Raw genomic sequence first — 13,482 nt, 5'->3', positions numbered from 1 at the left:
TTTTCCTAGGGTGCGGTAATCATGATGTAAGATTTCTCCCACTCGTTTACGGCTAGCCATGGTTCCAATGGACACCCGCATTCCGGGAAACCCTTTGATGTTATTGAAGGTCATTGCGGGTCCTTCTTGTGTCGGGCGTTTGACAGTACCACCAGCACCGATGTAGCGATAAACACCAGAAAGTTCAGCTTCTGGATCGATTTCCACATCGGTTTCATGGTATTGCCCAGGTAGTTGTTTTAATTCTTCGATAACTTTACGTAAATCATAGGGTGAATTTGTCATAAATTGTTCCTCCTTTGAACTTGTTACACTCATCATAGGAGGATTGTCATTTTAGAACAATTCATAATCCGTTTGAATATATTCCATTTTGGAATAACGTGTTAATACAATCTGTTATTCGTTATGTACGACCAAAAACGATGGCTGGCTTTTGAGGCGGTGTCTTTTTTGCGAATAAAGGAAAGATAGCTTTTCTCTGTTGGTGTAATTGGCACCACTTGCACTCGTTGATGCCAATTTTTTCCAATCGTTTTTTTCATTAGCAAGGTAATGCCTAATTCGTTTTCTACCATATTCAATAACAGGTCAATCCGAGCACTAGTAAAAAGAACTTGCGGTTCAAAGCCTGCTTTTTTGCATAAGGCAACCGTTGGCTGAAACAAAAGGGTGCTTTCTTCCAGCATGACAAAGGTTTCTGCTTTCAAATCGGCAAGAGAAATCTTTTCTCGGTTTGCTAGTGGATGATGGTTGGACAGGACTGCCACGAATTCATCTTCTTCGGTTAATAAGCAGTCATAATCGGAACAAGGGGCCTCAAAGGTTCGAGCGAAAATCAGATGATTGGCACTTTTATCTAGGAAAGGAAAGAGTTGATTGCCTTCGCTTTCTTTTAATTGCACCTGTACGTCATGGTTTTCTTTCAAGAAACGTGTGATAAGTTCAAAGCCGTGATAGTTTGCCATCGTTGGGATTGTTAAGATATTTAACGAAAGTTCTTTTTGGGTGGCTTGTTTTTCTAGTTCCTCAAACATGGTTTGATAATTTTCCACGATTGCCACTGCAAAGGGGAGGACGGTTTCACCAAGTTTCGTTAAGGTGATTTTCCGATGAGATCGTTCAAATAACGCAATGTTGAGTTCTTTTTCTAATGCAATGATTTGTTTGGATACATTGCTTTGGGTGGTAAATTGCCGTTCGGCTGTTTCGGTATAGCTTAGTGTCTGGGTGAGATCAATAAAAAGTTCAAGTCTGTGGATATCCATTTCTGCTCCCTCTTATCTATTCCATTCTAGAATATTGTATCATCAAATTTGAATTGCTGGAAAAAATATTTTTTGTAGAATAAAACCTGTTGAGCGTAATCACTCATAAACGAATTAAAAAAATCAAGGGAGAGATTGGCATGCCAATTGGTATTATTATTAATGTTTCATCAGTAATTTTAGGAGGAATCATTGGTGGATTTTTAGGGGATAAGCTAACAGAACGATTCAAAACAGAAATAAATATGATTTTTGGGGCTTGCTCCATGGCAATGGGGATTTTTGCGATCGCCCCGATGAAATATATGCCGGCAGTTATTTTTGCTGTAGTACTAGGGACTGGTATCGGGTTGGCGATCCATTTAGGTGATCTTATTAATAAAGGCGCACTGTTGATGCAACGGCCGATCGTAAAACTGATTCCAAATGAAAAGATGAATTTGACACAAGACGAGTTCGTTAGCACATTAGTGACGGTAATCGTATTGTTTTGTGCCAGTGGTACCGGTATTTATGGTAGCTTGGATTCTGGTATGACAGGGGATAGTTCCGTATTGATCGCCAAATCTATCTTGGATTTCTTTACAGCTGCGATTTTTGCTTGTAACCTTGGTTATGTTGTTTCAGTCATCGCGATTCCGCAATTTATTATTTTTTATGCACTATTTTTAATGGCGAAATTCATCTTCCCATTGACTACACCAGATATGATTTTGGATTTTAAAGCTTGTGGCGGTATTTTGATGTTAGCAACCGGATTCCGTATGATCAAAGTCAAAATGTTTCCAACCGCTGATATGATTCCTGCGATGGTTTTGATCATGCCATTAAGTTGGGTATGGGTGAACTGGATTCTTCCATTATTATAAAGACTGAGACCATTCCGCTAATCGATACGTTCCAGCAACTGCGAATCAAGCTTCTTATTTTGTTTTTCCAGCTTCAGAGACGGGCCTTTCAACTGGAATTGAAGAGGGTAAGCTACTAAGATTCTTGAGCAATTGATTCCCGTTAAGGCTGTTTCTTTTCTGAAGTGTTCACTTGATTTGCTAGAAAAAAGCGGAGGCTGACTTGAAGGAAGTGAAAATGGGGAATTAGCGCTAGTTTATCGCTACTGTTGCTGCGGTGATCTTCGCTTTAGAAGACATACTCGAACCAAGAATGGAATCGCCAGTCTTTTTTATAACAACCAAGTCTTAGAGAGAAACAGTGGAAAATAAAAGCAAAAATCATCGGCTATGAAAAAAAAGTCGATGATTTTTGCTTTTGGTCTTTTGCCAAGTGATTGTAGAAACCAGCATTCTCTCAATCTGCCAACAAGGATCCAAACTGTTTTAACGTTTGTAAAGCCATTCTTCTACCTGTTCCTTCTGCTTACTCCGATAAGCCTTCTAATAGAACGAGCCAACGTTCGGCCAACTGTTCACTGCTGCAGCTTACGGTAAAGGATTCCTTCCCCGGCATTTCTACATAGATCTCTGTTTCGGAAATTTTGACGATTCGCATAATAATTCTCCTCCTTATTTCTATTCCTGCACTTTTTTCTTATGACAGTGATTTTGGGTTTCTCAAAAATAAAATACGCCAAAGGATGATAAAAATTTTTTTATTTATCTTTTTTTTGTAAAAACTCCTTTAAGGTAGAAAAATGGCAAGACAAACTCACTTTTGACGCATTCGCTGTTGGCTGACTTCTGCATAAAGATCCTGATAAATCAAACTAAAGCTGCCTCGCTTGCCTGGAAGGTCGTGGAAACAGAAATTCTCCAAAAGATGATTGGTGATAGGAGAATAGGAAAGTTCCAGAAATTCCGTCAGACTCGTATTCGGGCGAATCAGTTGATAACTGTGTTCCCGCTTGAGAACACCGTGAGCGAGAAAACTAATCAGCATGGTTTGTTTTAAGCGGCGGGATTCGACAGAGCAAGGGATTGAAAGCTGATTCTGCAGTTCAATGAATAACTGGGGACCAGCTGATGTCAACGCCATGATTTTTCCGGGATTGACCCAGATGGTATCTTTTTTGGTAGCATTTGTTAACGGAAGCAAGCTGTATTCACTGGTGGCACAAGGAAGTTTATATTGACGTTTGATATTTGACTGGCTGAATAGATGGTAAAGCGTGTCTTTAAATATGCCATAGTCATAAAAATGATAATGAAGAAGGATCTGTTTGATGATGGGAAAAGGCGGTTGAGGAAGTAGCGAGCAATAGTCATGGTAAATGATCAGAGAGTAAGTGAGTTCCTCACTCAGGAAAGGGATAATGGCATAAATTTCTCTTTCAAAATCAATGGTCATCGTTGGACGGATCAAAGCAGCAAGTTCTTGGCAAGTGAGGGGATCAATAGACGTAATAAGTGGTTTGCATTTGCTGAACAGAGGCAGACGATAGGGATCCTGATTGTTTGAACTGGGAGGGGAGTAACATTTCTTCATCGAAAAACTCCTTCATTTCAGATAATTTAACTATAGAATTATCTGACTATTTTTGCAATATAAAATGAATATTTAAGATTGTTTGTTACTTTTTGACAAATAAGGGAAGTTTTCTTTTTGCTATGCTTGATGTACCCGCGGGAAGAACAAGCAAAGGAAGGACTACAATGAAAGAATGGCAAACACTGATGGCCTCGTATGAACGTCTCTTTTACAAAGTATTGATTCGAGCCGGTATTTTTCCCAGTCATCCAGATTTTGACGATTATTTGCAGGAGTTACGACTGCTGCTCTTTGAACGTGCACAACATTATCCGGAGGAAGGTATTTTTCGCAACGAAAATGAAGTGAATTATCTTTTTGGCTTTTTGCTGTGGCGTGTGATCGATTTACAGCGCAAAAGTAAGCGCCACAAGCAGTTGATTCAAACCCTCGCCTCTGAAGTAGAAGAAGCCATTGATTTGAAAGAAGACATCGATAATCATTTGCTGCTGCTTCAGTTTTGGGAATTTTTGAAGCCCAAGGAACAACAAATGTGGCTGGATTGGGTCAATCAAGTGGGAACGAAACAATCCCGTTACTATTACCGTCAGAAATTAAAGGCCCGTTGGCGCCAGTTTCAACAATTAGATGAACCTTGAAAAAAGTTTTCTATGTTTCGCAATAGGTAAACGTTTGTTTACAGACAGAAAAATCTTTAGTTGTTCCTCTTGTTCAACTTATTTTCTTTCTGTAAACTAATCATAAGGAACAAAAGGCATCTTTTGTCTAAACTGTCTTCATCTGGTTGGTAGGTGATTTCAGTATTCGCTGGTACTTGAATGAACTCCTTTTATGATGGACCAAAAGAGATGCCTTTGGTTCTTTTTTTGTTGACTATCTTAGCAGCGTGCTCTTTCCTTAGAGAACGCTGTTTTTTTTAAGAATCCGTCATATTTAGACTAGAAAGCTGGCTTTTATTGGTCATCCCATGAGTGAATTATGAGGAGTATTTTTGTAGTCAAATTCGCTTAGGTGGTCTATACTTTGGCTATCAAAGAAGGATATTGCGGAAGACAATATTCAAGAACTAGTCAATACCTTTTTTAAGGGAATCATCGGAGCATTGTAGGTGAGAAAATTGGCGAGTTGGATGATGGGAGGAATGAAGGTTGGGTAAAATCGATATAGCTAATCTTACGCGGGATTATGGCAATGGCAAAGGGGTTTTTGACCTGTCCTTTTCTGTGACAGCTGGTGCTTTTGGTTTCTTAGGCCCGAATGGTGCTGGGAAGACGACCACGATCCGCCATTTGATGGGCTTTATTAAACCTCAAAGCGGTAGCTGTTTGATCAATGGACTGGATTGTTGGCACGAGCGAGATCAAATCCAAAAAAATCTGGGCTATATTCCGGGAGAAATGACATTCTTTGAGGAGATGACTGGAACAGAAATGATTCATTTTATTGCCAAGTATCGGGGAAGCAATGAAAATGGTCGGGCGAAAGAACTTCTTGATCGGTTTGAGTTAGATCCTAGCGGCAAGATTAAGAAAATGAGTAAAGGCATGAAACAAAAAGTCGGTATCGTTATTGCCTTTATGCACGATCCAGAGATTTTGATTTTGGATGAACCGACAAGCGGATTAGACCCGTTGATGCAGTCACGTTTTATTGATTTAATTACAGAAGAGAAAAAACGAGGCAAGACTATCCTCATGTCTAGCCATATGTTTGAAGAAGTAGAGCGAACTTGTGACCGTATTGGCATCATTCGGTCGGGAAAATTAGTTGCACTGGATTCAACCGATAATCTAAGAGATAAACATCTACGTCGTTATACGGTTACTTTGGCAAATGAACAACAGGCGAAAGATTTTGCGGCCGATTTTCATGGACAAGTCGAGGCTGCACAACCTTGTCAGGTTCAGGTGAGCACTAGTCAAACATTGGAACAAATCTTCATGGATTATTATGGAGGGGAAGACAAATGATCAATTTTGCACTTTACAAACGCGAACTGCGTCGCAGCTTGCTGACTCTGTTGATATTTGGTGCGGTAATGACCCTCTATATTTCGATCATTATCAGTATGTATAATCCAGAAATGATGAAATCCCTTGAAGAGATGCGCAAGATGCTGCCAGAATTAATGTCAGCCGTGGGAATGAAAGCTGGAGCGACCTCATTGTTAGGCTTCATGTCTTCGTACCTTTATGGCTTTATCTTGATCGTCTTTCCAATGGTGTTCTCGATTCTTCGCGGGAATGCATTGATTGCAAAATATGTGGATAGTCATGCCATGACGGCACTACTGGCGGCTCCCATCAAACGGAGGATGATCGTCCTAACACAGATGGCGGTTTTGTTAACAGGGATTGCCTTTTTGATCGTCTATGCCACTGCACTAGAAATCATCTGCGGACTGCAATTTAAAGGGGAGCTTGAGCTTTCAAAACTGTTGCTGTTGAATGCTGGCTTGCTTTGTTTGCAGTTGTTTATCGCTGGAATTTCTTTCTTGGCTTCCTGTGTTTTCAATGATTCAAAGTACAGCATTGCCATTGGTGGCGGACTGCCTGCACTGATGTATGTCTTACAAATGCTAGCCAACACCGGCGGAAATGCAGAAAAAGCCAAGTATTTTACTTTCTTTACCTGGTTTGATCCCAATGCGTTGATCGCAGGAGATAGCAGTGGACTGATCGGTAGTAGCATTTTATTGATCGGCGCATGTCTCCTATTTGCAGCCGCAGGTATCACTTTTTGCAGGAAAGACCTTCCGATCTAGTTTGATTATCAAGGAAAATCACTTCAATCTTACAGTTGGAGTGATTTTTTTTGTGGGAATAGGACAATCAGAGGCTAGCAGATTTCTATTCATCACTATAGAAAAATGGAAACTATTGAGATTGAAAATGATTTTTCTTGAAAAGTGGACGTTCCCATTGTGAGGAAAGATTTCTTAAAAAAAGAAAAGTATAAAAAAAATAATTAAAAGTATATACATATATAAATAAAAGTGATAATATTTGTTTGTAATCGTTTTCTTAATATTATTTAGGAGGAGAAAATATGAAGAATAGTTTTTTGAAAATGGCTGGTTTGGTGACTCTTGTAGGGATGCTTGGAGCTTGTGGTAATAGTGGAAAGACGGATAAAGCAAGCGATGATGTTGAAACGATCACTTTTATCAACCACAAAACCGACTGGGAAGGAAATGGTAAGTGGGATGAATACATGAAGCAATTCAATGAAAAATATCCCAATATCAAAGTGGAAATCCAAACCATCACTGATTATGCTGGACAAGTTAAGACGAGGATGAATAGTGATGAGTATGGAGATTTATTAATGATACCAGGTGATATCAATCCGCAAGATTATAGCACTTTTTTTGAACCTTTAGGAGACAAAGCTAAGTTAGCAGAAAAATATCTTGGTTTGAATGATCGTTCTTTTGAAGGCGTTTCCTATGGAATTCCGACACAAATGAATGCGACTGGCATGGTGGTAAATATGCAGGTGTTCAAAGATGCAGGGATTGATACTTTTCCTAAAACACCAGAATCCTTTATTGCAGCCCTAGAGCAGATTAAAGAAAAGAATCCTGACGTAACGCCTTTATATACCAATTATGCATCTGGCTGGACGTTATCAAATTGGGATTTTGTTCGCGCAGGTGCTGCGGGGGATGCAGACTTTACCAACGAAATGACAACGGATACAGAACCATTTTCTGATGGTAAAGTCATGAATACGATTTATGACACACTGTATCAAGTAAGTAATAAAAAATTGATTGAAGCTGATCCGACAACCACAGATTGGGAACAATCAAAAGTTGATTTGGCAAACGGTCAAATCGCTGTGATGGTACTAGGCAGCTGGGCTGTTCCGCAAATTCAAGAAGCAAATCCGGAAAATGCTGACAATATAACGTTCCAAGCCTTTCCAATGACTGCTGCTGATGGCAAGCAATACATGTCTGTTGGCGGAGATTACAATTTGGGAATCAATATTCATAGCAAACACAAAGAAGCCGCTCGTAAACTGTTGGATTGGCTTGTCAATGAATCCGATTATGCTGCAGACAATGGGGGACTATCCGCTGTGATTGGTGCGGATTACCCACCTGCACTAAAAGATAGTCAAAATGCAGGAGTCGAATTATTAGAAGAGAACCCGGCAGCTAAAGGCAAAGAATCGTTATTTAGTGACATTAATAATCAATCAGAATTAGGGGTAGGTTCCACTGACAATGAGAAACAACGAATCATTGATTCAGCAATTGGCAACAGCTCTGAAACATTCAATGACATTATGAACGATTTCAATACTCGCTGGGCAGCCGGAATCAAAGCAGTATCTGGGAACTAATTTGTAAATAGTAGAAGAGATTGCCCTTGTTTGCCTTAGTTTCCTTATGAGGGATCGACGTGGCAATCTCTTCATTTTAGGAGTGTGAAGTATGAAGAAAATACAGTTGTCGCAAAAAGCTGAAAAACGGTTGATTATTTTTTCTTTTACCATTATTCCCATTTTATTGCTGCTCATATTTTCCTACTATCCATTAATAAAGATGTTTCAATATAGTTTGACCGACTGGAATGGGTACAGTCCCGAAAGCAGCTTTGTGGGAATTGATAATTATCAGACAGTAACCACGAATCCAACTTATTTTGCCGTTTTCAAAACGAGTCTTTATTATTTTATTGCTACCTTTTTCCAATTAGGCGTCGCGTTACTATTTGCGACAATTCTTTCTTTTAAAGTGAAATTTGCTAATTTCTGGAAAGGTGTGCTATTTTTCCCTTATTTATTGAACGGAGTTGCCATTGGGTTCATCTTTCTCTACTTCTATAAAGGTGGGGGAACATTGGACACGGTATTAAGTGGTTTAGGATTAGAAAACCAGATACGCCTCTGGTTGGGGGATCGTTCCATCAATAATATTTCTCTAGCATTTACATCTGTCTGGCGCTATACCGGATTTAACTTTTTGATTTTTTTAGGAGCGATTCAATCAGTCAATCCGGAAATATATGAAGCAGCTGAGATGGATGGTGCAAATCGGTGGGATGAGTTCGTATATATTATTTTACCAAGTATCCGAAATATCATTTTTCTAAACATTATTCTTGGTGTCAGCGGCTCATTAAGTGTCTTTGATATCCCGTATATCATGACCGGGGGATCCAACGGCACCACCACATTTGTGATTCAGACCATCAATACAGCATTCAAATACAATAAAGTGGGGCTAGCATCAGCAATGGCGATTATTTTACTCGTTATAGTCATTATTGTCACCGTTTTACAAAGATGGTTTACACGTGAGAAGGAGGCTTAGTCATGAAAAAAAAACAGTGGACAATAGGAAAAGTCTTTCAATATCTGATCCTTATCTTAGGGGCGATCGTAGCGCTTTTACCGATATTAGTTGTCTTTATCGGTTCATTAAAATCAAATGATGAATTTTTGACAACTGGGGTATTGGCCTTACCTCGTGCCCTTGATTTTAGCAACTATAAGACAGCTTTTGTTAATGGACAAATGCTTTTAGGATTCAAAAATACGGTAATCATTTTTGTAGTCAGTATGCTAGGAAAGCTAACATTAGGTTCGATGTTTGCCTATGTTATGAGTCGATTCGATTTTAAATTGAAGAAACCAATTATGACTTTGTTTATGATGGCGATGTTGATTCCCAGTATTACTGCACAAGTTGCGACCTTCCAAATTATTAATGGATTAGGTTTGTTTAATACCATGTGGGCAGTGATTCTTTTAAACTTAGGTACCGACGTTATTTCGATTTATGTGTTCATGCAGTATTTGCAGGAAATTCCCATTTCATTAGACGAATCAGCGTTCTTAGATGGCGCCAGTTATTTTGGCATCTTTTGGCGGATTATTTTGCCCAACTTAAAAGCACCTATCGTTACGATGCTGATTATCAGTGGAGTAGGAGTATACAATGACTTTTACAGCCCATTTCTTTATATGCCAGATCGAAACTTAAAGGTAATCTCAACTGCACTTTTTGCCTTCAAAGGACCTTATGGCAGCAACTGGCCGGTCATTTTAGCCGGGGTTGTGATTGTAATCATTCCTATTTTGATCGTTTTCTTATCTTTACAGAAATATATATACAATGGTGTGGCAGGATCAGTGAAATAGGAGGGGATAAGTATGGAACAATCGACATCGAAAGTAGTTTTGATCGTAGATCGTTTCTATCGGATCATCAGTAACTCTTTTTATTATTGGCTGCAGTTACTTCGTAAGGGGGTAATCTATGGGTGGAATCCAGCGCTTAGAAAAACCCTCGCCCACAGAGAACTTCAGGAATCAGGCTTTTCTGACTTAGAAGGCAACGGAGCGTTGCCATTAGAAAAAGGTTTGTCTTTCGTGTTTAGTCTTTCTGGCAGTCTTTTGTGGATTTGTCTTCTACAAGTAGAATCAAAAGGGGCTTTGGCACTATTTGGTCTCACGTTCTCAAGTACGTTTCTTCTTGTGACTTTTATTCTCGGAAACTACTATCTTTTAGAGTTGAAAAAGCAAGACACCCTACAACCGGCCCTTGCTTTTTACAAAGGGATAAAAGCAATTTGGCAACAGCCAGCATTTACATGTTTTCTATTGGCAGGCTTCTTACTGCTTTTTGTTGGCTTTTGCTTGAATAAGATTCTTTTTGTTTCTTTCTTACCAGGACTGTACATTGAGCTGCTTTATCATGGAGAACATAAAATGAGAAACGGAAGGAAGTCTTAGATGATTTATGTCAACGGGCAACAGGAATTTCATTTAACAAACAATCAGTTAAGTTACATTTTTCGAGTGACCGAAAAAACTGGTATTCTAGAACAGCTCTATTTTGGGGAAGCTATTCCTCATATGGATTCTTTTTATTATTTGGTCGAACGAGAGATTCGCCCGTCAAATAATTACGTGGAAGGGGATCATACCTCTTCTTTTGAACACATCAAACAAGAAATGCCCTTATATGGTACGACGGATTTTCGTTATCCTGCAGTAGAAATCACGTATCCTGATGGTGATCGGATTGGTCATTTTTGTTATGAAAGTCATCAAATCTCCCATCATAAGCTGCCATTGCCTCATATGCCAAGTACGTCTGCGGAAGAAGGAGAAGCGGATCGATTAACCATTATTTTGAAAGATGTCTATTCATCCTTGACGATTGAAATGAATTATACCATTTTCTTGGACCATCCAGTGATTACTCGACAAAGCCGCATCCATCATCACGATGACTGTGTCTATACACTTGATCGCTTGATGAGTATGAGTTTAGATTTACCAAACGATGCTTTCGATTGGATTCATTTAGATGGAGCATGGGCAAGAGAAACTCAGTTTAATCGAGAGACATTACACAGTGGTATCCAGATGATCTCAAGTACACGAGGGGCAAGCAGTCACGTGCATAATCCATTTCTGGCATTATGCGCAAAAAATTCCGACGAAAATCAAGGCTCTGTGTATGGATTTAGTTTGATCTATAGTGGAAATTTTATCGGACAAATTGAAGTTGACACTTACAATATAGCCAGAGTCCAATTGGGTATCAACCCCTTTCAGTTTTCATGGGAATTGAAAGCAGATGAGCCTTTTGATAGCCCGGAAGCAGTCATGGTTTATACCAGTCATGGCTTAAACGGAATGAGTCAAGCATTCCACGGTTTTTATCGAGAACACTTGATTCGCAAGGAATGGGTCAATCGACCAAGACCGATTGTTATCAATAATTGGGAAGCAACCTATTTTGATTTTGATGAAGAAAAGATTTTAACAATCGCCAAAGAGGCAAAAGATTTGGGCATTGAATGTTTCGTGTTAGATGATGGTTGGTTTGGGCGCAGAGATAATGATGCTTCTTCCTTAGGGGATTGGCGAGAAGACAGACGCAAACTGCCAAAAGGAATCACTCATCTATCGCAACAAATTGAAGCTATCGGTCTGTCATTTGGGCTATGGTTTGAACCGGAGATGGTCTCGAAAGGAACCCAACTCTATGAACAACATCCGGATTGGGTAGTTGGTCATCCCAAAAAGAATATCTCCCACGGAAGAAATCAATATGTTCTAGATTTTAGTCGCCAAGAGGTGGTTGACCATATTTTTGATCAGATAGATGCAATTTTGTCTGAAAGTCAGATCACCTATATGAAATGGGATATGAATCGCTATATCTCTGAAGCCTATTCTCAAACACTAGGGACTAAAAGACAAGGCGAGTTTTTTCATCGCTATATTTTAGGTGTTTATTCATTGTATGAGAAACTCTTGACAACGTACCCAGAATTATTGATTGAATCGTGTGCAGGGGGAGGTGGCCGTTTTGACCCAGGGCTCTTGTATTATGCGCCGCAGACATGGATCAGTGATGATACCGATGCTGTCGAACGATTGAAGATCCAATATGGTGCCTCGATGGTTTATCCTCTATCGGCTATGGGAAGTCATGTATCCGCAGTTCCAAATCATCAAGTTGCCCGAAATACTTCCTTAGCGATGCGAGGAAATGTGGCATTATTTGGGACATTTGGTTATGAACTGGATGTCACGCAGTTATCAGAAGAAGATAGAAAAATCATCAAGGAACAAGTGAATTTTTTTAAAGAACATCGCCGTTTGCTGCATTCGGGCATTTTTTATCGCTTAGTAAGTCCATTTGAGAAGAATGAATGTGGGTGGATGGTCGTTTCTCAAGACAGAAAAGAAGCCCTTGTTGGCTACTACCAAGTGTTGGCAAAACCAAATACAAGTTATCAGCGCTTGCCGCTTAAAGGCTTGACTGAGAATGTCTTTTATCAGCTTTCACTAAAGAATCAGAAACGATCAGGCAAAGATTTGATGACAATCGGCTTGCTTTTGGGAGACAATTACATTGACCGAGCAACAGAATATTGGCAACGGGAGATGCCGGGGGATTTTTCATCACAAATTTTTTATCTGCAACAGGTTGAAGAGTAAAATGGAAATAGACAAAGGGATCGAATAACGATAGAATCAAAGGGATAAGATCGCGAGGGGTGAATAACAGTGAAGAAATATATCTATATCTCGAATGATATTCGAAACCACATTTTAGATGGCACATATAAAGCAAATGATCAGATTCCTTTTGAAAAAGACCTCTGTACTATGTATGATGCAAGCAAAATGACCATCAAAAAGGCACTAGACATTTTAGTATCTGAAGGATTGATCATCAAAAGACGAGGTTCAGGGACCTTTGTAAAAGACTTGGCTATTGAAGAAATCGAACGGATTACCATGGCAAACCAATTTCGTGGAACAACTGCTTTGAATCCAGATAAAGAAGTTAGAAGCACGGCAATCAATTTTTCGGTAGTGGTTGCAGATGAAGTGGTAGCCAATAAACTTAATATAGCGCCAGAAAGTTTTGTCTATGACATTTATCGTGCGAGATATATCGATGGGAAACCTAAAGTGATGGAAAAAACGTATATGCCCATTGAGCTAATCCCAGGATTAAAAAAAGAAAATGTCGAAGGATCCATTTATGAATATATTGAAGAAGAGTTAGGGTTGATCATTCAAAGTGGGCATCGGCGAATTTCTGTTAGAAAAGCGACACCTATTGAAGTTGAATATTTGAAACTTAACGAAGGCGATCCTGTCGCTGTGGCTGAACAAATTGCCTACTTTGATACAGGGGCAGCCTTTGAATACTCCATTTCTGTCCATCGCTATGACGAGTTCTCTGTAGAAATGGTTCTTACGAGAAACTGAGCAATCAGTGAGC

The 13,482-nt window shown here is 39.4% G+C and carries 13 protein-coding genes and 1 pseudogene; 10 read left to right on the top strand and 4 right to left on the bottom strand.

Annotation, left to right across the window (positions count from 1 at the left end; genetic code table 11):
* Positions 1–285: pseudogene (locus Q0A12_RS11380) on the bottom strand (UbiD family decarboxylase domain-containing protein); the annotation flags it as partial.
* A gap of 101 nt (positions 286–386) precedes the next feature.
* A complete protein-coding gene (locus Q0A12_RS11375; RefSeq protein WP_291292763.1) occupies positions 387–1,268 on the bottom strand; it encodes a LysR family transcriptional regulator in 882 nt (293 codons plus the stop codon).
* A gap of 140 nt (positions 1,269–1,408) precedes the next feature.
* On the opposite strand from Q0A12_RS11375, the gene Q0A12_RS11370 reads away from it, so the two are divergent.
* Positions 1,409–2,137, top strand: coding sequence for a DUF554 domain-containing protein (locus Q0A12_RS11370; protein WP_291292762.1), 729 nt, complete (start codon positions 1,409–1,411; stop codon positions 2,135–2,137).
* Positions 2,138–2,642: 505 nt separating this feature from the next.
* Here Q0A12_RS11370 and Q0A12_RS11365 read toward each other — a convergent pair.
* Both Q0A12_RS11365 and Q0A12_RS11360 read right to left on the bottom strand, forming a co-directional pair.
* Complete coding sequence (locus tag Q0A12_RS11365; RefSeq protein WP_291292761.1) at positions 2,643–2,774, bottom strand: hypothetical protein; 132 nt, start codon at positions 2,772–2,774, stop codon at positions 2,643–2,645.
* A 156-nt stretch (positions 2,775–2,930) separates the two neighbouring features.
* Positions 2,931–3,707, bottom strand: coding sequence for a hypothetical protein (locus Q0A12_RS11360; protein WP_291292760.1), 777 nt, complete (start codon positions 3,705–3,707; stop codon positions 2,931–2,933).
* Positions 3,708–3,874: 167 nt separating this feature from the next.
* Here Q0A12_RS11360 and Q0A12_RS11355 point away from each other — a divergent pair, with 167 nt between their 5' ends.
* The 9 genes from Q0A12_RS11355 to Q0A12_RS11315 all read left to right on the top strand — a co-directional run bounded on the left by Q0A12_RS11355 (position 3,875) and on the right by Q0A12_RS11315 (position 13,469).
* Entirely contained in the window at positions 3,875–4,348 is a 474-nt protein-coding gene (locus tag Q0A12_RS11355) for a sigma-70 family RNA polymerase sigma factor (RefSeq protein WP_291292759.1), read from the top strand.
* 510 nt (positions 4,349–4,858) lie between these two features.
* Positions 4,859–5,680: an ABC transporter ATP-binding protein gene (locus tag Q0A12_RS11350; RefSeq protein ID WP_291292758.1), complete on the top strand. Its 822-nt coding sequence runs from the start codon at positions 4,859–4,861 to the stop codon at positions 5,678–5,680.
* Complete coding sequence (locus Q0A12_RS11345) at positions 5,677–6,474, top strand: ABC transporter permease subunit (protein ID WP_291292757.1); 798 nt, start codon at positions 5,677–5,679, stop codon at positions 6,472–6,474. The genes Q0A12_RS11350 and Q0A12_RS11345 overlap by 4 nt, the downstream gene beginning before the upstream one ends.
* 284 nt (positions 6,475–6,758) lie before the next feature.
* A complete protein-coding gene (locus Q0A12_RS11340; protein WP_291292756.1) occupies positions 6,759–8,063 on the top strand; it encodes an ABC transporter substrate-binding protein in 1,305 nt (434 codons plus the stop codon).
* 91 nt (positions 8,064–8,154) lie between these two features.
* A complete protein-coding gene (locus tag Q0A12_RS11335; RefSeq protein WP_291292755.1) occupies positions 8,155–9,036 on the top strand; it encodes a sugar ABC transporter permease in 882 nt (293 codons plus the stop codon).
* Positions 9,037–9,038: 2 nt separating this feature from the next.
* Entirely contained in the window at positions 9,039–9,866 is an 828-nt protein-coding gene (locus Q0A12_RS11330; RefSeq protein WP_291292754.1) for a carbohydrate ABC transporter permease, read from the top strand.
* 12 nt (positions 9,867–9,878) lie between these two features.
* Positions 9,879–10,460, top strand: coding sequence for a hypothetical protein (locus Q0A12_RS11325; protein ID WP_291292753.1), 582 nt, complete (start codon positions 9,879–9,881; stop codon positions 10,458–10,460).
* Complete coding sequence (locus Q0A12_RS11320) at positions 10,461–12,686, top strand: alpha-galactosidase (RefSeq protein WP_291292752.1); 2,226 nt, start codon at positions 10,461–10,463, stop codon at positions 12,684–12,686.
* Between the two features lie 69 nt (positions 12,687–12,755).
* Positions 12,756–13,469, top strand: coding sequence for a GntR family transcriptional regulator (locus tag Q0A12_RS11315; RefSeq protein ID WP_291292751.1), 714 nt, complete (start codon positions 12,756–12,758; stop codon positions 13,467–13,469).
* Positions 13,470–13,482 lie beyond the last annotated feature (13 nt).

Source organism: Enterococcus sp. (assembly GCF_022711995.1).
In the GTDB taxonomy this organism is placed as follows: Bacteria; Bacillota; Bacilli; order Lactobacillales; family Enterococcaceae; genus Enterococcus_D.
Note: the sequence above shows the minus strand (reverse complement) of the source record. Positions and strands in the feature narration are given on the sequence as shown.